This window comes from Convivina praedatoris (genome assembly GCF_933208495.1).
GTDB classification, from domain to species: Bacteria; Bacillota; Bacilli; order Lactobacillales; family Lactobacillaceae; genus Convivina; species Convivina praedatoris.
The window spans coordinates 1-24,276 of record NZ_CAKOET010000004.1 but is presented as its reverse complement, the minus strand read 5'-3'; the positions used below and the strand labels follow the sequence as shown (position 1 = coordinate 24,276).

Sequence of the window (24,276 nt, the reverse complement as noted above, 5' to 3'; positions counted from 1 at the left end):
AATGAAAAAAATTCTACTAACAGGTGTGACTGGTTTATTAGGACGTCAATTTGTTGCTGATTTAGCGCAAAAATATGAAATTTATGGGATTGGTCGCAACCAAACGATAGGGCAACAATTAGTGGATCAGTATGGCATTCGGTTTTTGCCAATGGATTTAGCACAATTATCGTCAGCTCAAATTCAAACTTTGGTGGATATAGCGCCGGATGCCATTGTACATGGGGCGGCCCGTTCAGAATATTGGGGACCCAAAGAATGGTTTTATCAAGCCAATGTGGTTGGTACAGCTAACATCTTGAAAGTTGCCGATTTAGCTCAGGTTAAACGCTTTATCCAAATTTCATCGCCCTCGGTTTATTTCCATTACGAGACCGCACATATGATTACTGAAGATTATCCTTTACCTAAAAAGTTTGCGAATTATTATGCTCAAACTAAGGCTAAAGCCGATCAATTAGTCATGGGAAATCCCATCCCTTATATTATTATTCGTCCCCGAGCTATTTTCGGACCAAATGATGAGACGATTTTAAAGCCCCTTTTGGATCGAAATGCCCAGGGAGGAATTCCTTTACCTAAGTACGGTAAGTCGCAATGGATTGATGTTACCAATGTTTCGAATGTGGTTGAATCCATTCGGTTAGCCTTAGAAACCAATAATCCCGCGGCTTTAAATCAAATTTATAATATTACGGATGGGCAACCACGTAATATGCATGAAATATTAGTTTACCTAACTAAACGATTAGATGTGCCTTTAAAGATTAAGCCAATCCCCTTTGGTCTACTTTTCACCGCCGGAGCCCTTGATGAAGCTATTCACCGAGTGATTGGCACCCGAAAGACACCACAAATTACGCGTTATGTGGCCAGTGTTTTGGGCCATACGCAAACGTTGTCAATTAATAAGGCTCAAGAATTACTTAACTATCAGCCGATTAAGACAACAAATCAAGGAATTCAGGAGTTTGTTGATGCCCAGCAAAATTAAATTAGTAGCTATTTTAGATACCGGTTTTACGATTGCTCCTAGTTTTGTGATTAACCGACATCATAAAAGTTTAAAAATTAAAAAAATCCCGGCTTTAACTTTTTTACTCCATCATGATGATTTGGGTTATATCATGGTAGATACCGGTTATAGCAAGGAGTTTTTGACGGCCACTCAAGGTTTCCCAGCCCGATTTTATCGCTGGGTAACGCCAGTGAAAATGCGAGAAAATCAGAGTGTGATTGCCCAACTAAAAAAACATGGTATTGAGCCGACTGATATTAAAATTATTATTTTGTCACATTTGCATGCCGATCATATCGGCGATTTGCGAGCTTTTCCGCAGAGTCAAATTTTAATTGAACCGGCTGAATTGGATTACGCTCAAAACCTTAAGGGGACTACCCAAGTTCGTCATGGGTATTTGAAGTATCTGTTGGAACCGGTTGCTCAAAAAGGGAAAAGTGTGCAGGTAGCTGCGCCAGTTGGTTTATTTGGAGCTGATAGTTTGGAATTAGTCGAGTTATCTGGACATAGTCGGGCTATGTTTGGCTTGAAATTCCAAGATCAACAATCCAATCAGGATATTTTACTAGCCGCTGATGCTGCTTGGAGTCAAGCTGAGGTCCAGGATCCAGATAATGGACCAGCTAAATTAGCCCATATGATGATGTATTCATGGCCGCTCTACCAAAAAAGTATTCAAAAGGTACATGATTATTACCAGCAAGGGGTTAAAATTTTGTTAGCGCATGAAAGTAGGGAAAGTCAATGGTTTTAGTTTTTGATTTTTTGGGTTCTTATACTAAAACGCGCTGGGATATGAAACATTTGCGTTCTCGTGCTCAACTAGAAAAGGTCCAACAGCGTCGTTTGCAACGTTTATTAAGGTGGTTACCTGCTGGTCATTATTATTCTGATTATAAAAATGGTTCCTGGTCGCAAATTCCAATTAGTGATAAAGCACATTGGATGGGGAGCTTTAATCAAGTGAACACGCTGGGATTGGATTTTGACCAAACTCGTAATTTTGCCCGCCATCAAGAAGAAACGCGGCAGTTTGATGCTGAAATTAGACCCGGTATTAGTGTTGGTTTGTCTACCGGAACCTCAGGGAATCAAGGCGTTTTTATTACCAGTCGACGGGAACGCGGACTATGGGCTGGGGCTATTATCGGTAAATTATTACCTAAAATACCAAAGCATCAAGAACGGGTAGCCTTTTTTATGCGGGCTAATAATAATCTCTATGAATCAACTGGGTCGCGATTTTTAAAATTTAAATTTTTTGATTTAATGCGTGATCCTCAAAAAAACTTGGTTGATTTGGTACCTTTTGATGCCACAATTTTAATCGCGCCACCAACCATGTTGCTAGAGATTGTTGGTTATTACCAAGAACACAATCTTGATTTTGGTTTTAAGAAAATTATTTCAATTGCGGAAACTTTGGAACCAGAAGATAAAAGCTGGTTGGAAAGGCAAACTGGTCAAATTATTCATCAAGTTTACCAAGCAACTGAGGGATTCTTAGGCGCAACCTGTCCTTATGGGACTTTGCATCTTAATGAAGACAATTTATTAGTGGAAAAAGATGTCATTGATGAAGAACAGCATCTGTTCGTCCCAATCATTACTGATTTTTATCGACATTCACAACCTTTAATTCGATATCGTTTAAATGATATTTTACAAGAAAAAGTGACGCCCTGTCCTTGTGGCTCGCCTTACTTAGCGCTAGAACGAATTATTGGGCGTGAAGATGATCTGCTGATTTTTGCTCAAGAGAATAAGCAAGGATTCCAAAAAGTCTTTCCAGATTTCTTGCGGAAGGTTGTTTTGGAAGCTAATGCCAATATTCAAAACTATCAAATTATTCAGCAAGATCCACACCATTTAACAATTGCATTAGAAGAAGAAACCTACCAACAAGCGGTTATGGATAATTTAATTAAATTCTTGCAAACGCATCATTTAGAAGTGCCCGCAGTGAATTTTGTGGCGTATCATTATGATTTTAAAAATGGTAAGCGGCGTAAAATTATTCGCGAAAAACAGAAAGGGAAGGTGTAATGCGGATCCAAGGATCACGGGTATTAGTAACGGGTGCGCGGGCTCCAATTGCGGTAGCCTTGATGAGCCAATTGGTCGAAGCTAATTTCAAGGTTTGGGCTACTGACAGTGTTGATTTTGCCTTAGGTCGTCATTTTCAAAAATTAGAAGGTTTTGAAACCACAGCCCCTTGTCGCTTTCAGCCTAATCAATATATTGCTGATATTAATGCGATTGTTAAAAAACATGATATTGATTGGATTTTACCTAGTAATGAAGAAACTTTTTGGCTTAGTCGACAACGCCAAGATTTAATTGTGCCATTATTTGCCGGTGATTTTTCGGTTATTAGTCAATTACACCATAAACGTAACTATGGCAAATTATTACAAGGAGCAGGTTTATCAGTTCCTAGAAGTTTTAATGAACCTGGACCAGATCGAATTATTAAAAATGATTACTCACGATTTACTGGTGTTGGTGAGGTGGATCAAGGACAACCATATTTTTACCAAGAAAAAATTACGGGTAAGGAATGGTGTATAACTGTGATCGCCCAAGATGGTCAAATCCAGGCGGGGATTGTCTATGACAAGGCCTTTAATTTTCGGGGATCATCGAGTGTTTATTTTGCTGATCAGCAAAGGCCAGACATTTTAGCTGAATTTGCTAAACTAATGCGATCCACTAATTATACGGGGTTGATTGGTGCTGATCTTATTGAAAGTGATGCGGATCAAAGGCTATATTTCATTGATATTAATCCCCGTGGAACGAGTGGTTTGGTGCTTTTAAATGCCAATTTTTGGCGTGGAGAAAGGGTTTCTTTGAAATCTGATCGTCGTGCTAGCTTGGCCTTACTACCGCTGTTTTGGCGTCATCCAATTTTAACGAGTCATGCTTTTAGGCATTCTAAAGATATCTTTAATGGTATGGCGATTGCCCATCCTTATTATTTACAGTTTGTTCAGATGTATGATTGGTGGCGTTATGCTCACCAAGAAGGTATTAATTTACGACAAGCGACGGTCTATGATATTGAATGGGATGGTGAATAGTAAAAAAGCCAGGAAATTTTCCTGGCTTTTTTTACTAGAATCAGTTTGGTAAAGTTAACATGTGAATAAAATTTTTTCAATACGTATCATAAGCTATCGGGCTTGAAAATTTAATTCAGTTCGATGCCAGTTAGTTACTGTACGATTTTTGGCATGTAATTGAGGCATAAGAATGGATAAAACAATTTATGGTTTAGATATAGATCAACAGGGGCGCTGTCGTCATTATCATCAGCCCAATGATATTGCGGCTTTAAAATGTAGGCAGTGTCAACAATACTATGCCTGTTATCAATGCCATGATGCCTTGGTAGAGCATTTATTTGTTGCCTGTGATCCCAACGATTTACCAGTGTTATGTGGTGTTTGTCAGCGATTAATGAATTATAATCAGTATGTCGCTGGGGCCTGTCCGTCTTGTCAGGCCGCCTTTAATCCCAAATGTAGTGTGCATCGCAATATTTATTTTAAGGAGTCATCATGCAATTAAGTCATATTCAAGAGTTTGTTCATCAAAAAATGGATGGAGATGTTACGGGGCATGATTATTGGCATGCTCAGCGAGTGGTCAATTTGGCAGTTGGGCTATATCAACAGGAACAAATTCAAGATGAGATAGATAATCAGGAAATGCTAATCTTGGCGGCTTATTTGCATGATACTATCGATGATAAGTTAGTCGGTGATCCAAATCAGGCTATTGTAGAAGTGAAAAGTTTACTGGGGCAGGAGGGAATTAGCGAGGTAAACCAGGCTGAAATTTTATACATTATTGAGCATATGTCATTTTCAGCTAATTTGGGACAAAAACAGCCCCTTTCTTTAGTTGGGCAATGTGTGCAAGATGCGGATCGATTAGATGCCATCGGGGCAATTGGGATTGCGCGCGCTTTTGCTTATGGTGGAGCGCATAAGCAAGTAATTTATGACCCTGAAATTCAGCCGATTGAAATTCAGGATAAAAGTGCTTATCGTAATCATCCTAGCACCAGCATTAATCATTTTTACGAAAAACTTTTAAAATTAAAAGATTTGATGAACACGCAGGCTGGTCGCCATGAAGCCATCCGCCGGACCGATTACATGCAAAAATTTTTGCAAGAATTTAAAGACGAAATTGTATAATAATTACCATTTTAGTTGGTTTATAATAGATTTATTAGAATTAAATTTTACTTTGTTCTAAGTCTGCTATAATTGATTTTAAAATGTGTGTTGGAGTAAGGAGAAAAATTACATATGAAACATTCAAAAAATACAAAGTGGCACTTAGCTAAGGCTGGGAAATATCTAGTTAATATCGGAGCAACTTTCTCTGTGTTGGCTGCTGTTGCTCCCTTAGGGGCCAATGTGGCCCAGGCAACCACTAAAAGTGATCATGGGGAAGCTATGGTTACGAACCAAGTTTGGCACGCTAATTCTACTGAACAAATTCAAACTAGTATTGATGCTCAGGGGATGCGCCATGACATGGATCATTATGTAGTTCAGTGGGGCGACACACTCAATGCTATTGCCTTAGCCTACGGGGTCGATACTAATGTTCTAGTTACTCGTTATCATTTGACCAATCCAGATTTGATTTTTGCTGGTTATACCTTAGGACAACAGGCAGTTTTCCAAGCTAAGTTGACACAAACTAGTGTGACAGTGGCAAATACTACTAAGCCCGGAACTACTGTGGCAGTGGCATTGCCACAGACCGTTGCTGATACTACTGACCATGTGATGGGGAATACGGTGATACCAATGACCGACACCGTTAGCCAGCAAACAGAGTCAAGTAGCCAAACTACTCAGTCTCAGTTAGAGTCTCAATCAACCGCGACGAATACCAATAGTGTTCAAACATCGACTAATGCACAGAGTGAAAGTACCAGGAGCAATCAAACTTCAACTCAGCCTCAAGAGCCTGTTAGTCAATCCTTAGCACCAGTTCAACCGGACCATTCAACAGAAAGTACAAAGACATCCACTCAACAATCACAAGTTGTTTTAGATTCTTCCACTATGATTGATTCAAAAACACAAAGTACTGGTATTGTTGATTCTAATAGTCAAGCAACCATTTCTCAGAGTACTAGTACAGTGATGAGCCAACAAGCTTCTGAAAAGCAAACTCAAGCTGATTCAATGAACCAAAGTACTGCTGCTAGCCAACAAGCTTCTGAAAAGCAAACTCAAGCTGATTCAATGAACCAAAGCACTGCTGCTAGCCAACAAGCTTCTGAAAAGCAAACTCAAGCTGATTCAATGAACCAAAGCACTGCTGCTAGCCAACAAGCTTCTGAAAAGCAAACTCAAGTTGATTCAATGAACCAAAGTACTGCTGCTAGCCAACAAGCTTCTGAAAAGCAAACTCAAGCTGATTCAATGAACCAAAGTACTGCTGCTAGCCAACAGACGTCTGAGAAACAAAATCAGGTTGATTCGATGAATCAAAGTACTGCTGCTAGTCAACAAGCTTCATTGAGTGTTAGTCAAAGTGCTAGCCAGCAACAATCACAGTTAGATTCAATCAGTCAAAGCCAAGCTGATGTTAAGTGGGCTTCACAAAAAAGTTCTGAAAGTACTAGTCTGAGCGTTGCTGATCAACAAAAGCACGAACAAGAATCTCAAACAGCAGTTAATGATTATCGTAGTTCCGTCTCAGCTTCATTAGCTGATATTAAAAATCATCGTTCAACGCCAGCCATTGATGTTGTTGATATTTCCTCTCATAACGGACATCTGAGTGTTCAAGACTTTACTCGAATGAAAGAGCAAGGGGTCAAGGCTGTCATTGTTAAGCTAACGGAAAGTACCAATTACCAAAATCCATATGCGCAAGAGCAAATTCATAATGCCCAAGCTGCTGGCTTAGCAGTCGGTGCTTACCACTATTCACATTACAATAATGGTCAAATGGCTCAAAACGAAGCAAATTATTTTGCTGATGCAGCGGTTAAATATGGTTTGAACAAAGATACATTGATGATTAATGATTTGGAAGAAAATGATACTAAATCATCAACAGTGACAGCTGATGCTGCTAACTTTAATCAGACATTAAAGGATCGTGGTTATTACAATACTTCGATTTATCTAAATCCAACTTACCAAAAGGAAACGGGTATTAACCTAAGCTTTGTTGGTAATGACCGAGTTTGGATGGCACAATACCCATATTATCCAAGTTCATCTGATTTGCGTCATGGTGAAAACGGTATGTGGCAATGGACAAGTTCAGCTACTTTTGCCGGTGTAACTGGTCAATTTGACGGTTCAATTCTTTATAATCCATCCCTATTTAACGGTAGTGGCATTTCTACAACTGGTGGGAACTTGCATAAGGCCGTAACAACAAGCATTGAGAAATTTCAAGATGAAGGAAATCACTACATTTTGGAAGGAACGATGACTGTCAATGAAGTCCAAAATGTTAATGGACTGCAACAGGTTCGGATCAGTGAATTGACTGCCGATCCATTTGATTGGACTGATAATGGTATTCCAACCGTGCTTTTGGAAAATACCAATGGTTCCAATAGTTTCAAGGTGGGTGATCAGGTTAAATTTAAGGCTCAATACCAACGTGGTAATATTAGTAAGTATGATACTGCTAGCAATGCCATCGGTATCGACTATCCTGAAGGAGTTGGGATTGTTTGGTTTGATGCTAATAAAGCTTGGAATCATGCCTGAATTTAAAAAACCCTTTTTAGGGTTTTTTATTATGAAAATAAACTCATAACTTTCTAAGTTATTTGAGTAAAATACCTGATTTTAAAGATGAAATTTAGTAAAATAAAACCATATGTAAATTAATAATTTAATCATTATGGCATCATTCATATCATAGGATTTGATTGATCAGACGCAATGGAGAACTAATGACAAAAAAACCGATGGGGTTAACCCAAGCAGAAGTACAGGCCCAGTTTGATGCAGGCCACCATAATTTACCTTTAAAGCCGTTAACTCGGACAGTGCGACAGATTATTCAAGATAACACCTTGACCTTGTTTAACGTTGTCAACTTTGTCATTGGTATTTTGATTATCACCACCGGGCGTTTAAGCAACTTATTGTTTTTGTTCATTGCGGTAATTAATACTGTCATCGGTACTTTTCAAGAAATACGTAGTAAACACCAAATTGATAAACTATCCTTGGTAGCGACAGCAAAAACCAAGGTCATTCGTGATGGTCAAGAAGATGAAATCGATCAATCACAAATCGTTTTGGGTGATGTAATTGTGCTTCGTCGAGGCGATCAGGTTCCAGTCGATGGTAGGATCACAATTACTGATGGTTTAAGCTGTGATGAAAGTCAGTTAACTGGTGAATCAATTCCGATTGAAAAAGGAAACGGTGACCAAGTATTTTCAGGTTCTTTTATCTTGGCTGGAAAAGCTTTTATGGAAGTTACTGCAGTTGGGAAAGATACGTCGGTTTCTAAAATTGCTCTTTCTGTCAAAAAAGAAAAGAAAAACAATAGTCAATTACTCAAAACGATTAATCGAATTATCCAAGTATTAACCTATATTTTGATTCCGTTAGGAATTACACTCTTTATGGTTTCAATGCTTAAACGAGGGGACTATAATCGTGCAATTTTAAGTGCCAGTGCGGCCATGTTGGGGATGATTCCAGAGGGATTAGTTCTATTGACCAACGTAGCTTTGGCAGTTTCTGCACGGAATTTAGCGCAAAAGCGGGTACTAGTTCGTTCACTGCCAGCCATTGAATCTTTGGCTCGAGTAGATGTTTTGTGCCTAGATAAAACAGGAACAATTACAAGCGGTAAACTAAAATTAGCTGATATTGTCACTGCTGATTCGTTTACCAAGGATGAAGTTAAACAAGCTGCTGCGCAGATTGTTTATGCCCTAAATGACGATAATGAAACTGCGCTAGCTTTGAAAGATGCCGTACCTGATTTTAAAAGTCAGCCGGTGGAAGCATCTTTCCCGTTTGACTCAGCCTATAAATGGTCTGGGATTGTCATCAGTGGCCAAGGGCTTGTGTTGGGGGCTCCAGAATTTGTTTTCCCAGATGGTTTACCAGATCAGTTGGCTAAGCAGGCTGAAAATTATACCCACCAAGGTTATCGAGTTTTGGTAATTGCCAAAAGTACTAAGGGCTTGAGTCATCCATTGCCAGCTATGACTTTAATGGGTTTGGTTTTAATTACTGATGAGTTACGTCCTCGAGCTGTTGACACTTTTGCTTTTTTCAAAGACCAAGATGTAACGCTAAAAGTGATTTCTGGGGATAATCCGGCCACAGTTGCTAGTATTGCGCAACGAGCTAAAATTGAAAATGCTGATAGCTACGTAGATATGAGTAAAGTTGGTGAAAAGGCTGACTTTGTCTCCTTAACCCGTGAAAATACTGTGTTTGGCCGAGTAACACCCGAGCAAAAGAGGCATTTGATTATGGCATTACAAGAGCAACACCACACGGTTGCCATGACCGGAGATGGGGTTAATGATGTTCCTGCTCTAAGGCAAGCTGATTGTAGTGTCGCCATGGCTAGTGGTTCTGAAGCAGCTAGTTCAATTGCTGAGTTTGTCTTGTTAGATTCTAATTTTGAAGCAATGACTGGGGTTCTTAATGAAGGGCGCCGGGTCATCAATAATATTCAGCGTGTTGCTTCAATGTATTTGGTTAAAACGATTTATTCGGTTTTACTTTCGATTATCTATTTGTGTTTAATGCTGGATTACCCAATTATTCCAATTAATTTAACGCCAATTTCGGCGGTATTAGTTGCTGTACCATCGTTCTTCTTGGCTTTGGAGCCTAATTTCCAACGAGTAAGTGGTAATTTTATGCACTCAACTTTGTCGGTGGCTGCGCCAGCAGCTATTAGTGTCGTCTTGTATAACTTATTTTTGACGTTACTTTCAAAGTTAATGGGGTTAGACTATAACACAACTGCTACCATGTCTTCGATTCTGATTGCTGTGGTTTCTTTTAATGTTTTGTTGTCGGTATCAAAGCCCTATAATTCGTATAAAATTTTCATGCTGGCTGCCTGTGCGGTAGCTACTGTGGTGGTCTTTACGGTTTTGCATCGACCATTCTCGTTTGTGAATATTTTTGATTGGCATTTGGCGTTAATTTACTGCCCATTGATTGTATCGACTTTCCCAGTTTATTGGTTAGTTGGCAGAACTGTTCAAAGATTTTTACTATGGAATGAACATAGAAAACAAAATGGATAAGTTTTTTTCACATAGAATAAAAAGTTCGGTAGTTAACACCGGACTTTTTTATTTGATAAAAAATGTGAATCTAATGTTAAATATATACGCTTATGATATTTTAATTGGTTTATCTTTGATTTTGGTTTAATATTATTATGTTGTATTAGAAAGGAAACTACATAATGAAAATCTTGAAGAAAATAGGAATTGGTATAGGGATTTTAGTGGCTCTATTAATCGTTCTTATTTTTGCTTATGGTTGCTATATGCAGGCTAATTATTATCGAATCGCCGACCATAAACAGCTAACAGTTCATAACAATCAAAGTACCCAGTTACAACTAGGAAAGCAGTATACGGCTACGACCTATAATGTTGGTTTTGGTGCCTATAACCATGATTTTGATTTCTTCATGGACACGGGAGAGTTAAAAGACGGTACTAAAGTTAAGGGACATCGTGGAACCGCTATTTCTAAGCAGGCGGTCTTAGATTCAACCAATGGCGTCATCAATACCATGAAGGCGCAGAATGCAGATTTCATGTTTTTTCAAGAGATTGATACTGATTCAACCCGTAGCAAACATGTACCACAGGTCAGCATGTTGGAACAGGCATTTAACCATTACGCCAGTACCTTTGCGGTAAACTTCCATACTGCCTTTATTGCGGTGCCAATCTATGATCCTCATGGGATTGCCAATTCTGGTTTGCTTAGTCTGAGTCGTTATCAAATTGATAATGCTGAGCGCCGTAAGTATCCTGTTAGTAGCTCATTTATTTCAAAGTTTGTTGATTTAGATCGCTGTTTTTCTGTAATGCGTATGCCAGTTAAAGATGGAAAAGATTTGGTTATGCTCAACAGCCATATGTCGGCCTATGACAAGGGTGGTAAGATGCGCAAGGCTCAGATGAAGTTATTAAACGGTATCATGGAAAAAGAGTACCAAGCTGGTAATTATGTGATTGTTGGTGGTGATTTCAATTTTGCTCTTGGTCAAGATATGATTATGCACTTTGCCCACGGTGAAAAACGTCCTGATTGGGTTTCAGATATTGATCAGAGCATGTTACCAGAAGGTATTACCATGGTGAAAGCACAAAACCGTGAAACGGTACCAACTGTTCGTGGCGCCGAAATGAAGTATGATCCCAAGGTTAACTATATGACAGTTTGTGATGGTTTCTTTGTTTCGAATAATGTTAAAGCAACGGCCACTGACATTGATACTGAGTTCCGTTATGCCGATCATAATCCAGTTAAATTAGAATTCACTTTGGAATAAAAACGGTTTAATACTTTTTATTCCGAAGTATTTTGAATTTTAATTTGATTACGATTGCTTTTACCTTTGGTGGTTGGTAATTTTTGGTACTTGGTTAAATGCGGTTGATCGTCATAGGGGACAATTGAATAGGTGAGTAATTGTTCAGGCGTTTGTTCGTCATTGATGGCAATCGTGACTTCAATTAAACTTGGATTCATAGCTGAAATTTTATAGCTTTTAAAGGTGATGCTATGAATATCCTGGAAAGTATCAGCAATATTAGCGACGATTTGTTTTTCATAACGACCAGTTTGAGATTGATATTTGGCATGCTTGAGTTCAGTAGGATGACAAAAAATGCCCGCTAGAATAACTATAATTAGGATAATTAATATTAAAATTATTTTGAAAAAATATTTATTTTTATGTTTCATATAATTTTTGATAGATACTGTAGTATTATTTTGCTAGGATTAATCGAAATTAGCCACATTTCTATTTTACAATGATTCAAAAGGACATGAAATCGAAATTAATAGATTCTTATTTTAACCTTTCTGATTATGTACTTATGGGAATGTTAGCTGAAAATTTAAAAATAGCATGATACGTCCAAATATGATCGACGTTAAAAGCTAACAAAGGAGCCTTCTTTTGATTGAATCATATCGGAGATTTTGGCAGAATATTTTGAACTTTTCGGGCACTGCATCCCGAAGTGATTTCTGGTGGCCTACCATTATCAACTACTTCCTCGGTGTTCTTTTAGTCAGTATTGTTACGAAGAACTCAGGTCACTCAATTGAAACTATTTATAATTTGACTGATTTAAGTGTTAATTTGGTCGCCAAGGTAATTGCCCTCGTGGTTTGGTTGGGGAATTTATCGGTAAAGGTTCGTCGTTTGCACGATTCTGATCATTCTGGCTGGTGGATTTTCATTCAATTCTTACCAATTTTTGGTGAAATTTGGTTGATTATATTGCTCTTGTTCTCATCAAAACGTAATCGCTGGCAGTAAAAAATAGGAAGGCTAGATGTGCTAGTTTTCTTATTTTAATTTTTAGCTATAATAAACATTAATGATGTTGAAGGGGGGAATCCCCTCTCAATACCGTCCGTTGCTTCCGAACACGGGACGATAAAAACAATGAGGAGAAAATAATGTATAACACTAGATTGGAGAGAGTTGCCGAGTCAAAATTGTTCGACTTGGTTGGAATTTTAATTATCTTAACAACTGTTGGGGTAATGGGCTACTACCGTACGCCGCTGAGCGCTTCCTGGCTGTTTAAGGGACAGCAAGGCTGGTGGTATCAGCTTCCATTAATAGGAATTGTTTCAACCTGTTCATCAATTGCTTCAGTTATGTCGACCAGATTAGTTGCCAAAGTTAATAATATTGGTAATCTCGTCGGTTGGATTAACACTATTTTTTCAGGGTTAATTGATTTCCTTTTAGGAAATGTCGGTGCGATTATTACTTATCCAGTCTCTGTTTATCTTAATTGGAAGGCGGGGCAAAATTGGGCTAAGAAATATCAGGATGGCTTTGGTCATCACAAAAGGTTTGGTATATTCTTAGTGTGCTTGATTTTGGTAGCTTTTACTGCTGGATTTGGTTTAAATTGGATTGCCTATGTATGGTTGGCTCACTGGCCTTTAAATCTTTTGTACTATTTCGCCTCAGTCACTTTTTCTTTATCCCTAGTTGCTAATGTTTTAAATGTGCTTAAATTACCATCGCAGTGGTCATTTTGGGCCATCTATAATTTGGCGCAGTTAGGGAAGACAATTAGCCTCAGAAATTGGGCAAATGTGGCGAAGTATGTTTATTACATTATTAATTCAGTGATGGCGGGTGTTTCTTGGATCAGTCAAAAACACTTACAAGCTCGGGTCGATGAAAAATCAAAGTTAGCTAGCTAGTTAAAGGAAAACGATGCGAATTTTAAAGGATAAAACCGTTTATCAAGGGGCGGTTTTTAAAGTTAAGGATCAAGTCATTGATTTAGAAAATCAACACCAATCGATTGATCGACAAAGCGTTATGACCAGCGATTCAATTACTATTGCCCTAGTTAATGAAGCGCATCAAGTTTTAATTGTAAATGAATTTCGAGCGCCAATTGCTAGTTTTTCTTGGTCATTACCGGCTGGGCGGGTGAATAGTAATGAAGATCCCGCTGTTACAGCTCAACGAGAACTAGCCGAAGAAACTGGTTATTTGATTGAATCAGAATTTTTGCATAGTGTTGACCGAATAAGTTTGTCCAACGGCATTCTATCCGAATTCAGCAATATCTATCTAGCCCGTCTGGTTGCTGGACATTATCAGCTGGTGGATCAAAATTTTGATCAAGATGAAGATATCCGTAATCGAAAGTGGGTTAGCATTGATGATGCTCTAACTCAAACGGATGGAGCCGCATCTCACGTGGCCTTACTTTACTTAAAATTAATGTGAATAAAAAGAGAACCAAAATTTAATTTTGGTTCTCTTTTTATCTAAAAATAATCCTATACTAATCTGATAAAATGGTTAACTTTCCGTGTGAATTGCGAGTATAATTATCAGATAACTTAACATTGTGGAGATGCGATTATGAATGAGCAGCGAACAGAAGTAAATCTGAAGACCTTTCTAGGCCAGCCTTGGGGATTAAGGAATTTATTTCAAACTGAAATGTGGGAGCGTTTTAGTTACTACGGTATGCGGGCAATCTTGCTCTTTTATCTCTGGCATTTGATGGATACTGGCCAATTAGCAATTGATAAACCAACTGCTGCTTCGATTATGGCTATTTATGCCTCGCTAGTTTATCTTTCCTCAGTCGTAGGAGGTTTTGTTGCCGATCGCTTTTTGGGTGAGTATCGGACAGTGTTGATTGGTGGTGTGGCCATCATGGTAGGACATATTTGCCTATCATTACCGGCTGGTGCTTTAGGATTGTTTGGTTCGATGATTTTTATTATTGCCGGAACAGGCTTTTTAAAGCCAAATGTTTCTTCGATGGTTGGTTCTTTGTATGCTAAAGATGATTCACGGCGGGATGCGGGTTTTTCAATTTTTGTCTTTGGAATTAATTTAGGAGCCTTTATTGCACCAATTCTGGTAGGCTGGACGCAAAATCGATACGGTTTTCATTTAGCCTTTTCACTAGCAGCGATTGGGATGTTTGTAGGCTTGGTACAACTAGTTTTGGGGCATAAGAATTTGGCTCAGGTGTCAGATATTGCTCCTGACCCAGTGAAACCTGAAGAAGTTAAGCCCCTGGCCTTAAAAATCAGTGCAGGGGTGGCTGGTGCGATTGTGGTTGTGGTCTTGATGATTGTCAACAGGATGGATTCAATTACTGATTTCATTAATTTATTGACCTTAGTTAGTGTCTTGCTACCAATTTCGTATTTTGTTTGGATGATTTCTAGCACTAAGGTAACAAAAATCGAGCGTTCACGGGTAATTGCCTATATTCCGCTGTTCATCGCGGCCACGCTCTTTTGGGCAATTGAAGAGCAGGGATCAATTATTTTAGCAACCTTTGCGGCTGATCGCATTGATTATAGCCATACTTTGAACTTTGTGACACCCGCAATGTTTCAATCTTTAAACCCTCTGTTTATTATGCTGTATAGTGCACCTTTTGCCTTTTTGTGGCAATATTGGGGTAAAAAACAGCCCTCAACACCGACTAAATTTTCGGTAGGATTGATTTTTGCTGGCTTATCATTTTTGTTAATGGCTTTGCCAGGGATTTTATACGGTACTACAGTTAAAGTATCACCATGGTGGTTAATTGGTTCATGGGCTTTGGTGATTATCGGTGAAATGTTGATTTCGCCGGTTGGCTTGTCGGTAACGACGAAACTGGCACCCAAAGCCTTTATGGCGCAGATGATGGCCATGTGGTTTTTGAGTAGTACGGCCGGTTCGGCTCTGAACGCCCAATTTGTTAAATTGTACAGTCCGCAACACGAAGTTACTTACTTTAGCAGTTTTGGTGGACTATGTGTCTTGCTGGCTGTTATTTTGGCGTTATTCATTCCTAAGATTAAGAAGTTAATGTTAGATGTCAATTGATTGAATAAGAAAAGTCGTGGTTAATTAACCGCGACTTTTTAGTTGCTTGCGAATGAGGAAGAGGCCGATGCCAACCTCAATAATTATATGAATCAAGGTACTTAGTGATTCTAAAGGAATCATTTCTATTGTGACGATGGAATTACCAGAATCTAAGCTATCAAATTTTGAAATTAAACCAAGATAGGCATCGATGAAAAAATGACAGTACATTGCTAGTAAAATATTATGGGTTCTAAGGTAGATACAAGCCAATAAAAATCCGGTACCTGATACGGTTGTGACTTGAAATAATGTTGATAGTGGATCTTGCCAGCTTAAATTCATAAAATGGGATAGTCCAAAAATTAATGAGGAAAGAATGATTGGCCACAGTAATTGCGCCTTTGGATTGGAACTGTTTTTAAATAAAATTAATAGGGTAGCCAAAACAATTCCACGGTCGAGTAGCTCCTCATTAATACCAGCATCTAGCGACTGTAGGTAAATTAAAAACGATGGTTGCTGACGGGGAATGGTCAACAAAATTAGGATAGCCGTTAAGATACTAACGGCAATGAATGATTTACGGGAGAGTTTCCACGACCAATTAATCTTTTGTTTGGTTACAAAGTGATTTAAACCAAGAAGTAGCAGAGTAGTTAGTGTGGGTGCTAGTAAGGAACCTCGGCTAAATGGGATTGGAACCAACATCCAAATTAAATAAATGCTGTAGACTAGAAATAGTTTAGGAATCAGATAGTTATGGCTTTTGATCAAGGTCATAGCTGTTATTCTCCAAAATTTTTACGATATTATTACCGTTAAAAACTATACTATATCGTGAGTAATAGAGTTTAGGAAATAAATGAACTGTATATCTTTACTATCTGACAATTCGACTTCGTTATTATTTTTTAGATTGTTTTAAAATAAAGCTCAATATGGATAGTATTATTGCCACGGTTAATGACCAGCCCAATCGTCCTTGTGGACTGTTGTAAGCATAAATTGGTAATAAAGATAGTAAGTTATCTGTTAAATATGCCTGGATTAGTGTAAACAAGGCTAATAACCAAGATGTAATAGCTAAAATGATGGTAATCTTTTTCATGATGATTCTCCAATTAGCGTTCTTTTTACACCTAAATTATACCGTAAAAGTATATTTTTAATAAAAAAACGTTAGTCGTGTGACTAACGTTTCTCGTAATTAATGTTTACTTTTCTTAATACCAAAGAATAGGGCGGCATTAACTCCAGCTAAGGCTAACAAACCAACAGTGCTTGTTGTCGAAGAATGTTGACTCGTTTTAGGTAAAGCTGAATTAGCTTGAACCGCTGAATTAGTTGAATCATAATTAGTGGCTGAAAGCTGATTGGGATGACTGGTAGTTGGACGTACAGCACTACGGCTTGATGTCATGCTGGTTGAGGTATCAGTTGCATCAGCAGCGGGGCGATTCTTCCTATCTGTTGAAGTTGATGACTGACTGGTAGCAGAAGTGCTGTTATATGCTGTGCCTGTTGAGCCACTATTTGATGTAGAATCACTTGAATCAGCGTTTGGACGAGCTTTATGAGATGTTGAGTTGGTTGACTGACTAGCAGTAGAAGTACCTGTTGAAGTGTTACCTGATTGAGAATTAGTTGAATCAGAATCAGGACGATTTTTGCTAGATGTAGAATTTGTTGACTGGATCGTAGTCGAAGTACTATCCGACGTAACACTATTCGATTCACTCTTAGTGGAAGTACTATCTGGTGTCACGCTATTCGATTCACTATTCGTTGAAGTACTATCCGGCGTCACATTAGTAGATTCACTCTTGGTTGAAGTACTATTCGGCGCAGCACTAATAGATTCGCTCTTAGTTGAAGTACTGTCCGGTGCAGCGCTGGTAGATTCACTTTTAGTTGAAGTACTATCCGGCGTTACACTAGTAGATTCGCTCTTAGTCGAAGTACTATCCGGTGCAACACTAGTAGATTCGCTCTTAGTTGAAGTACTATCTGGTGTGGCGCTGGTAGATTCATTTTTAGTTGAAGTACTATCTGGTGTGGCGCTGGTAGATTCATTTTTAGTTGAAGTACTATCCGGCGTTACACTAGTAGACTCACTCTTAGTCGAAGTACTGTCCGGTGTAATACTAATAGATTCACTCTTAGTCGAAGTACTGTCCGATGCAACACTAGTTGACTCGCTCTTAGTGGAAGTGCTATCCGGCGCAGCACTGGTAGATTCGCTCTTAGTCGAAGTACTGTCCGGTGCAACACTAGTAGATTCGCTCTTAGTTGAAGTACTATCTGGTGTGGTACTGGTAGAAGTGCTGTCACTTGAAGGGGTATCATCTGATCCAAGTTTGAAATAAACACCATATTCATGATTATAACCGATACTTGTAATATTAACGTGCATATTTTCATACAAGTTACTGCTTTGGACGTCCTGGCTAGTTAGTGGGAAACGATAAATGATAATATATTGCTGGCCAACCTGGCTGGTTTGAACTTTTTTACCATTTTGGAACGTGATACTGTCAGTGCCATAACTTTCAGGGACAGTAACCGTAACGTCTAATTGATACTTTTGCTCGCCTAAATCAGTCAATTGAGCAAGAGGGCTAATAAAGTTACTGGCCACCGAAGTCTGATTGCTACCATCGCCTTTCAAAACTGCCAATTTAATCGTTTTAGTTTGATTGTCTGAGTTAGATTTTACTTGGATTGGTTGGGTAATTGAGCCAGTAAAACGTTGCGTTAGGGCACTAAGTCCTTTGGCATTGCTCCAAGAAAAGTGAGCATCTTGTGTTTTAGTAATATTGTCATAAATAATTTTATTATCTGGGCCAACGGTTGCTTTAGTGTCACTAGCTGGTACCAAGGTAATAATTTGTCCATTGATATCTTTAATGGGAATTGTTTGAATATGTTTTGTACCGTTTTGTAAAGTGAACTCAGGTAAGGTTAAATTCTGATTACGAACGTTTAAACTTTGGAGTTGGCTTAGATTCTGCAAAGGACTCAAGTCAGTTACTTGATTTTTTAAAAGATTTAAGGTTTGTAATTCAGTTAAGTTCTTTAGCGGTGTTAAATCTTGAATTTGATTGTTACTAAGAGTCAGCTCTTGTAAATGAGTTAAATTGGCTAGGGAATCTAACTTAACGATGCTATTTTTATCCAAATAAAGGACTTTTAGTTGAGACAGATTAGCTAGTGGCGTTAAATCGGAAATCTTGTAATTGAAGTCTAAAGATAAACTTTCTAATTTAGTTAATTGACCAACAACCTTCAAGCTATCATTATCGACGTTACTTTGACTAAGCGATAAAAGAGTTAAATTGGGCATGTTTTTCAAGGCGGAAACGTCTTGAATTTGGTTTAAACCAACCCGAAGTTCTTGTAAATTCGTTAAACTAGCCAAGGAATCAATGCTTTTAAAAGTATTTTTGGAAATTTTTAGACTGGTAAGCTGCGTTAACTGACTTAAGGGACTCAAATCAGCAATTTTGTTGGACATTAAACTTAAACTATGTAATTGCGTTAGTTTAGTTAAATCAGGTACGGCGGTTAATTTTGTATCTTGCAGGTCAAGTGATTCTAATCCGGTTAAATTACTAATAATTTGTAATTGTTCGGCTTGGCTGCCATAGTTATTTCCAGCTAGAGATAAATCTTTTAGATTGGTTAGATTTTTTAATACAGCTAAATCAGGTAACTGATCACTTTTATTAAGCGTAAAGCTTAACTTTTCTAACTGATGTAAGTTAGCTAATGGACTAAGATCACTGATTTTATCAAAACTAATATCTAACGTCTTTAAATTAGTTGCATATTGTAAGCCAGTTAAATTAGTGATATCACTAGCTCGAAGATTTAAATCCGTCAGTTGTTGCATTTGCTCCTGAGTAAATTGTGAGCTTTTCAATTGGTTAGCAACTTCCTTTTGCAACTTAGTATCCGGCATCCATTGATTGATATCGTTTATTTGTTTAGCATCGCTGTCCGTTGTACTAATAGTTGATTGCGATAGAGTCGATTCAGATCCGGCAGTACTTGTGTTGGTGGAATTGATGGATTGACTTTCAACAACAATAGGGGCAGTTGAAGTCGAGGTATCTTGGGATTGTGGTTTAGTCTCACTGTTTTGAACTGTAGTGACACTATTATTTGACGTTACGTCAGCGGACACAGGAGTTGGATTAAGGCTGATTAGTAAGGCGACATTAGCCAAACTAAGGCCGGCAACAACCCATTGTTTACCAGATTTATATAGTTTAAAGTGTTCCATTTGAGGTCCCTCATTTTCTTTTACGTAAAAACTAAATATTACAATACTAATTAAATCATAATTCTAAATTAGTAATATAACAAGTAGACCAATCTTATTTATGTTTTTTATAACTAAAAAAACTATAATTGTTTATGTGAATACTCAGTGTTTTAAACGTCTAAATAGTTAGGAGCCAAATGATGAAAATAGCAATAATTGGTGCGGGTCCGCGGGGACTTTTGATTGTCCAACAGGTCTTAGCGCAATTGCCTAAGGCTCAGGTTAAACTGTTTGACCCATTTTCCATTGGAGGACAAACTTGGCAGACTGCTCAACCAGCTAATTTAATTATGAATACGCCAGCTGAACAAGTACAAGAATTTGATTTTGTGCCTAATTTGTTTGAATGGAGTCAAGAACAAGCCGAGGATTTTATTAAAAGTGAACCGTCTATTAGTGATGATCTACTTCAAGATTTACGTGGGTTAGCTGGGAATGATTATCCAACTCGTCGGTTATTTGGTGCCTATTTGAAGTTTTGTTTCCAAACTTTACCAGTTACTAAGCATCTAAAGGTAGAAAAAAGTTTAGTTTCTAAAATTGAGCAACAAGATGGACAATGGTGGTTAAGTTGGGAATCGTATCAGGAAGACTTTGACCAAGTGGTCATTACCATCAGTAGCGGTCGAGAAGGGTTGCGTGACCAGACGAAGGCATTGTTTGAGGGTGCTCAACGAAATAACTTAGTTTATCAAGTGCCAAGTGTTCAGATGCCCACGGGATTAATTGCGACTATACCAGCTAGTGAAAATGTGATTATACGTGGATTGGGATTGAATTTTTATGACATTTTGGCACAATTTTTAGCACACTGGCAGGGTAGTTTTTACCGCAATCAAGAAAATTTACTACAATACCAATCTAGTGGAAAAGAGCAACAATTGATTGTTGGCTCACGCAGTGGTTTACCTCATTATCCGCGTCCATTAAATCAGGACGGGTCGGATAGTGAGAGACCGGGACGTTTTTTGTCGGTTGAAAAAGTTAAAAGATGGGCAGCTGCAAAAGGTTGTTCGCATTATCAAGCTTTTAATCAATTGATTCGTTTAGAAGTAGAGTTGTCTTATTATAAGCGCCAACTTAAAATGAAAGGCGATGTTGATTGTGTTCAGTTTGAAAAAGATTTTGTGGCCCAAGCTGGCCTGCCAATTGAGTATAATTTATCGCCGTTAGACTGGTCGGCAGTTTTGAACCCATTGCAAAATGTTGTCGATAATAACTACCAATCTCATGCTTTGAAGTGGCTGGACCAGGTAACAGCCGATGCTAATCGTGGTAGTCGTAATGGTTTTCTATTAACTGGATTGGATACGATTCGGGGACTTTACAATACGATTCGTGATATCTATATTGATCCAATTATTAGTGATGATAATTTTAAAAATCAATTTTTAACAGACTTTGCTCGTCATTTTACCTTCTTAATTTCAGGAGCGCCCAGTTTTCGACTGGAGCAGTTATCGGCTTTAATTAGAGCTGGAGTAGTGGAGTTACTGCCACCTAAGATGGAAGTTGAATTAATCAGCGGACAATTTCAGGCATTTTCTAGCTTGACTGTCAATAATAAGTTTAGTGCTAACTACTTATTTGAAGCTCGTCAACCAAGTCGTAATTTAACTGATAGTGACAATCCTTTGATTAAAAATTTATTGGCAAAGGGATGGTTAACCCATCGCATTCTAAAAGTTAATGATCAAAAAATTGCTCTAGCATGTCCACATATCAATGAAAATTATCAGGTTTTTAACAAAGATGGTCAGTTAGTCGAAAGCTTATTTGTCTTCAGTCAGTTAAACGAAGGGGAACGCTGGTTAACTAATGTTTGTCCACGGAGTGGGGATGATTATGCTCGCCGAGCAGCTCAGAAGATTGTGCGAGCGATTCAATCTAATCGGTCATAAAATATACTCGTTTTAAGGCAATCGGTACTGAAGCTGTGCTATGATAAATCCGGTTTAGCAATTGAAGTATCTGCTAGGAGGCATGTTTATGTATACAGATTTAAATCAAAAAGTTGCGGTAATCACCGGTGGTTCAAGAGGAATTGGTCGGGCGATTGCCCATCGATATGCTCAGGAACACATGAGATTAGTTATTAACTATCATGATGATCCCCAGGGAGCTCATGATGCCGTGGCTGACATCCAAGCTAATGGTGGACAAGCGGTCGCAGTTCAAGCTGATATTTCTACAGAAGAAGGCGTACAGGCATTACTAGATGCAGCCATCGAAAACTTTGGTGGACTTGATGTTTGGGTCAATAATGCTGGTATGGAAATTCAAAAGCCGACCCATGAAGTGAGTTTGGCCGATTGGAATAAGGTTTTGGATGTCAACTTGACCGGCGTGTTTATGGGGGCCAAGGCGGCTTTAAATTACTGGTTATCCAAACATCAGACTGGTAATATCATTAACATGTCTTCGGTTCATCAACAAATTCCTTGGCCAACTTTTGCTAGTTATGCAACTGCTAAAGGTGGTGTGAAGTTGTTTACGGAAACAATTGCTATGGAATACGCTCCACAGCAAATTCGGGTTAATGCGATTGCACCTGGTGCAATTAACACACCAATTAATGCCGAAAAATTTGCTGACCCTAAACAATATGCGTTAACTCAGTCGATGATTCCGATGGAAAAAATCGGCGATCCTGAGGATGTTGCTGATGCAGCTGCTTGGCTGGCTTCTGATCAAGCTAAGTATGTTACTGGAACGACATTGTTTGTTGATGGCGGTATGACCCTGTATGCTAATTTTCAAGGCGGCCGCGGTTAATAATCAATAATAAAAAGCAGACCAATATCGGTCTGCTTTTTATTATTGATTATTCAAATTGGTATTGTTGCAATATTTATAGGTAGTTATTTAATACTAGGAGTCTCAACATAAATAACGGCTTAAATTTATGAAAGTAAAAATGTAAATGCTTTGATTACTGACGTTTTTATTATAATTTGTAAAACATAAAATGGTATAATGATTGCTAGCAAAAGCCCATTTAGAATTATTTTGGTTTAGGATTTATATACACCTTGTGGGAGGTTACAATGGAAAAACGGTGGAAACTGATTAAAGTCGGTAGTTTGCTGGTTAATACTTTAGTTGCGGTGTCAGCAACTGGTTTTATTATGTCGGCGCAGGCTAGTGCCTCAACAAATGAGACTAGTTTAGCCCCACTGCAGAGTTATGATAGCCATTATTGGCAAGCGAATTCTCTGAATCAGGTTCAGCAGCAAATTGCTAACCAAAATAAGCAAACAGATATGGATAATTATGTGGTTTGTTGGGGAGATACATTAACAACAATAGCTACAGCCTATCACCTTTCAGTTGATGATTTAGTACAGCGTTATCAAATCCCAAACCGAGATTTGATTTGGGCTGGTTATACTTTGGGTCAGCAACATAAAGTATTGAGTTACAGCGCTGGAAATAAGCAACCGCTAATTGATCGTGATCAATCTTCAACGACCAATAATTCAGCCTTTGAAGGTGGGATTGCCCAGGCCAATTCGGAAACTACGTCGTCGGGTATCAATCCGATTAGTACGACTGTAGCACCTAATTATCCGACTAGTTTTAGTGCTTCAACAAACCAAATTGTAAGCACTAGCCAATCGGTTTCGAACCATACTAGCCAACAACCTAGTATTTCAGTAAGTCAAAGTGTGATGCCGACTGACAGCACTAGTCAACAGCCTAGTATTTCAGTAAGTCAAAGCGTGATGCCGGCTAACAGCACTAGCCAACAACCTAGCATTTCAGTAAGTCAAAGTGTGATGCCGACTGACAGCACTAGCCAACAACCTAGTATTTCAGTAAGTCAAAGTGTGGCATCGACTGAGAGCATTAGTTCTCAGACCAGTACATCTAATAGTGCAATTAATCCAACTAGTCCATCGAATAGTCAAAACACTGTTGATTCACAATCAATTAGCCTTAGTGTAGCTAATTCTACATTGATTAGTGGAGTTTCTTCGACCAGTCAGGCTGATCGGCTTAGCACTCAAGAAAGCCAAAGTAATTCTGAATATAAGTCAGTAGAAACAAGCGTAGTTGATTCGGTGAGTGCCAGCTTAGTTTCTTCGACATCTAATTCACATAGTTTGTCTCAAAGTCAGTTAGTAAGTGCCAGTGATTCTATTAGCACAGCAAATGCGCTAGCTAAAAGTATTAGTGAATCAACCAGTCAAGCTGTTAGTCAAAGTGATTCAGTAATTAACAGTGCTAGTGCCTCACAAAGCATAGTTGACCAAAGTGCTAGTGCTTCAACTAGCACAGCAAATGCGCTAGCTCAGAGTATCAGTGAATCAACCAG

Annotated in this window: 20 protein-coding genes; 16 read left to right on the top strand and 4 right to left on the bottom strand. The window is 38.5% G+C overall.

The window, feature by feature from the left end; all coding sequences use genetic code 11:
* Position 1 precedes the first annotated feature (1 nt).
* The 9 genes from M4974_RS04540 to M4974_RS04500 all read left to right on the top strand — a co-directional run bounded on the left by M4974_RS04540 (position 2) and on the right by M4974_RS04500 (position 11,584).
* Complete coding sequence (locus M4974_RS04540) at positions 2 to 994, top strand: NAD-dependent epimerase/dehydratase family protein (RefSeq protein ID WP_248706430.1); 993 nt, start codon at positions 2 to 4, stop codon at positions 992 to 994.
* Positions 978 to 1,775: an MBL fold metallo-hydrolase gene (locus M4974_RS04535; RefSeq protein WP_248706431.1), complete on the top strand. Its 798-nt coding sequence runs from the start codon at positions 978 to 980 to the stop codon at positions 1,773 to 1,775. The genes M4974_RS04540 and M4974_RS04535 overlap by 17 nt, the downstream gene beginning before the upstream one ends.
* Complete coding sequence (locus M4974_RS04530) at positions 1,766 to 3,067, top strand: F390 synthetase-related protein (protein ID WP_248706432.1); 1,302 nt, start codon at positions 1,766 to 1,768, stop codon at positions 3,065 to 3,067. Before M4974_RS04535 ends, M4974_RS04530 begins: the two co-directional genes overlap by 10 nt.
* On the top strand, positions 3,067 to 4,104 hold the full coding sequence (locus M4974_RS04525) for an ATP-grasp domain-containing protein (protein WP_248706433.1): 1,038 nt from the start codon (positions 3,067 to 3,069) through the stop codon (positions 4,102 to 4,104). Before M4974_RS04530 ends, M4974_RS04525 begins: the two co-directional genes overlap by 1 nt.
* A 172-nt stretch (positions 4,105 to 4,276) precedes the next feature.
* The gene (locus tag M4974_RS04520) at positions 4,277 to 4,594 is read left to right on the top strand and encodes a CHY zinc finger protein (RefSeq protein WP_248706434.1); all 318 of its coding nucleotides are present in this window, start codon (positions 4,277 to 4,279) and stop codon (positions 4,592 to 4,594) included.
* The gene (locus M4974_RS04515) at positions 4,585 to 5,229 is read left to right on the top strand and encodes an HD domain-containing protein (RefSeq protein WP_248706435.1); all 645 of its coding nucleotides are present in this window, start codon (positions 4,585 to 4,587) and stop codon (positions 5,227 to 5,229) included. Before M4974_RS04520 ends, M4974_RS04515 begins: the two co-directional genes overlap by 10 nt.
* 114 nt (positions 5,230 to 5,343) lie before the next feature.
* Positions 5,344 to 7,788 (top strand): GH25 family lysozyme, encoded by a 2,445-nt coding sequence (locus M4974_RS04510; protein WP_248715790.1) that lies wholly within the window; start codon positions 5,344 to 5,346, stop codon positions 7,786 to 7,788.
* A gap of 188 nt (positions 7,789 to 7,976) precedes the next feature.
* Positions 7,977 to 10,316, top strand: a complete 2,340-nt coding sequence (locus M4974_RS04505) for a cation-translocating P-type ATPase (protein WP_248706857.1) — start codon at positions 7,977 to 7,979, stop codon at positions 10,314 to 10,316.
* Positions 10,317 to 10,480: 164 nt separating this feature from the next.
* The gene (locus M4974_RS04500; protein WP_248706858.1) at positions 10,481 to 11,584 is read left to right on the top strand and encodes an endonuclease/exonuclease/phosphatase family protein; all 1,104 of its coding nucleotides are present in this window, start codon (positions 10,481 to 10,483) and stop codon (positions 11,582 to 11,584) included.
* A 17-nt stretch (positions 11,585 to 11,601) separates the two neighbouring features.
* On the opposite strand, the gene M4974_RS04495 is transcribed toward M4974_RS04500, so the two are convergent.
* A complete protein-coding gene (locus M4974_RS04495; protein ID WP_248706859.1) occupies positions 11,602 to 12,000 on the bottom strand; it encodes a hypothetical protein in 399 nt (132 codons plus the stop codon).
* 220 nt (positions 12,001 to 12,220) lie between these two features.
* Here M4974_RS04495 and M4974_RS04490 point away from each other — a divergent pair, with 220 nt between their 5' ends.
* From M4974_RS04490 to M4974_RS04475, 4 genes are all read left to right on the top strand, one after another.
* Positions 12,221 to 12,586, top strand: a complete 366-nt coding sequence (locus M4974_RS04490) for a DUF805 domain-containing protein (RefSeq protein WP_248706860.1) — start codon at positions 12,221 to 12,223, stop codon at positions 12,584 to 12,586.
* 143 nt (positions 12,587 to 12,729) lie between these two features.
* Entirely contained in the window at positions 12,730 to 13,494 is a 765-nt protein-coding gene (locus M4974_RS04485; protein WP_248706861.1) for a nicotinamide mononucleotide transporter, read from the top strand.
* 13 nt (positions 13,495 to 13,507) lie between these two features.
* A complete protein-coding gene (locus M4974_RS04480; protein ID WP_248706862.1) occupies positions 13,508 to 14,032 on the top strand; it encodes an NUDIX hydrolase in 525 nt (174 codons plus the stop codon).
* 138 nt (positions 14,033 to 14,170) lie between these two features.
* A complete protein-coding gene (locus M4974_RS04475) occupies positions 14,171 to 15,646 on the top strand; it encodes a peptide MFS transporter (RefSeq protein WP_248706863.1) in 1,476 nt (491 codons plus the stop codon).
* 24 nt (positions 15,647 to 15,670) lie between these two features.
* Here the strand turns inward: M4974_RS04475 and M4974_RS04470 are convergent, their stop codons facing one another.
* The 3 genes from M4974_RS04470 to M4974_RS04460 all read right to left on the bottom strand — a co-directional run bounded on the left by M4974_RS04470 (position 15,671) and on the right by M4974_RS04460 (position 19,916).
* A complete protein-coding gene (locus M4974_RS04470) occupies positions 15,671 to 16,411 on the bottom strand; it encodes a CPBP family intramembrane glutamic endopeptidase (protein ID WP_248715789.1) in 741 nt (246 codons plus the stop codon).
* A 124-nt stretch (positions 16,412 to 16,535) separates the two neighbouring features.
* Positions 16,536 to 16,739, bottom strand: coding sequence for a hypothetical protein (locus M4974_RS04465; RefSeq protein WP_248706865.1), 204 nt, complete (start codon positions 16,737 to 16,739; stop codon positions 16,536 to 16,538).
* 99 nt (positions 16,740 to 16,838) lie between these two features.
* The gene (locus M4974_RS04460) at positions 16,839 to 19,916 is read right to left on the bottom strand and encodes a leucine-rich repeat domain-containing protein (protein WP_248715788.1); all 3,078 of its coding nucleotides are present in this window, start codon (positions 19,914 to 19,916) and stop codon (positions 16,839 to 16,841) included.
* Between the two features lie 182 nt (positions 19,917 to 20,098).
* Between M4974_RS04460 and M4974_RS04455 the strand changes: the two genes are divergently transcribed.
* The 3 genes from M4974_RS04455 to M4974_RS04445 all read left to right on the top strand — a co-directional run.
* Entirely contained in the window at positions 20,099 to 21,859 is a 1,761-nt protein-coding gene (locus M4974_RS04455; protein ID WP_248706867.1) for an FAD/NAD(P)-binding protein, read from the top strand.
* A gap of 88 nt (positions 21,860 to 21,947) precedes the next feature.
* Positions 21,948 to 22,733, top strand: coding sequence for a glucose-1-dehydrogenase (locus M4974_RS04450; RefSeq protein ID WP_248706868.1), 786 nt, complete (start codon positions 21,948 to 21,950; stop codon positions 22,731 to 22,733).
* 272 nt (positions 22,734 to 23,005) lie between these two features.
* On the top strand, positions 23,006 to 24,276 hold a 1,271-nt coding region (locus M4974_RS04445), incomplete at its 3' end, for a LysM peptidoglycan-binding domain-containing protein (RefSeq protein WP_331475443.1).

What these genes read in the sequence shown, in the direction of transcription:
- M4974_RS04540 (WP_248706430.1), top strand. Translation starts at nt 2, where the DNA reads ATGAAAAAAATTCTACTAACAGGTGTGACTGGTTTATTAGGACGTCAA.
- M4974_RS04535 (WP_248706431.1), top strand. Translation starts at nt 978, where the DNA reads ATGCCCAGCAAAATTAAATTAGTAGCTATTTTAGATACCGGTTTTACG.
- M4974_RS04530 (WP_248706432.1), top strand. Translation starts at nt 1,766, where the DNA reads ATGGTTTTAGTTTTTGATTTTTTGGGTTCTTATACTAAAACGCGCTGG.
- M4974_RS04525 (WP_248706433.1), top strand. Translation starts at nt 3,067, where the DNA reads ATGCGGATCCAAGGATCACGGGTATTAGTAACGGGTGCGCGGGCTCCA.
- M4974_RS04520 (WP_248706434.1), top strand. Translation starts at nt 4,277, where the DNA reads ATGGATAAAACAATTTATGGTTTAGATATAGATCAACAGGGGCGCTGT.
- M4974_RS04515 (WP_248706435.1), top strand. Translation starts at nt 4,585, where the DNA reads ATGCAATTAAGTCATATTCAAGAGTTTGTTCATCAAAAAATGGATGGA.
- M4974_RS04510 (WP_248715790.1), top strand. Translation starts at nt 5,344, where the DNA reads ATGAAACATTCAAAAAATACAAAGTGGCACTTAGCTAAGGCTGGGAAA.
- M4974_RS04505 (WP_248706857.1), top strand. Translation starts at nt 7,977, where the DNA reads ATGACAAAAAAACCGATGGGGTTAACCCAAGCAGAAGTACAGGCCCAG.
- M4974_RS04500 (WP_248706858.1), top strand. Translation starts at nt 10,481, where the DNA reads ATGAAAATCTTGAAGAAAATAGGAATTGGTATAGGGATTTTAGTGGCT.
- M4974_RS04495 (WP_248706859.1), bottom strand. Translation starts at nt 12,000, where the DNA reads ATGAAACATAAAAATAAATATTTTTTCAAAATAATTTTAATATTAATT.
- M4974_RS04485 (WP_248706861.1), top strand. Translation starts at nt 12,730, where the DNA reads ATGTATAACACTAGATTGGAGAGAGTTGCCGAGTCAAAATTGTTCGAC.
- M4974_RS04480 (WP_248706862.1), top strand. Translation starts at nt 13,508, where the DNA reads ATGCGAATTTTAAAGGATAAAACCGTTTATCAAGGGGCGGTTTTTAAA.
- M4974_RS04475 (WP_248706863.1), top strand. Translation starts at nt 14,171, where the DNA reads ATGAATGAGCAGCGAACAGAAGTAAATCTGAAGACCTTTCTAGGCCAG.
- M4974_RS04470 (WP_248715789.1), bottom strand. Translation starts at nt 16,411, where the DNA reads ATGACCTTGATCAAAAGCCATAACTATCTGATTCCTAAACTATTTCTA.
- M4974_RS04465 (WP_248706865.1), bottom strand. Translation starts at nt 16,739, where the DNA reads ATGAAAAAGATTACCATCATTTTAGCTATTACATCTTGGTTATTAGCC.
- M4974_RS04460 (WP_248715788.1), bottom strand. Translation starts at nt 19,916, where the DNA reads ATGGAACACTTTAAACTATATAAATCTGGTAAACAATGGGTTGTTGCC.
- M4974_RS04455 (WP_248706867.1), top strand. Translation starts at nt 20,099, where the DNA reads ATGAAAATAGCAATAATTGGTGCGGGTCCGCGGGGACTTTTGATTGTC.
- M4974_RS04450 (WP_248706868.1), top strand. Translation starts at nt 21,948, where the DNA reads ATGTATACAGATTTAAATCAAAAAGTTGCGGTAATCACCGGTGGTTCA.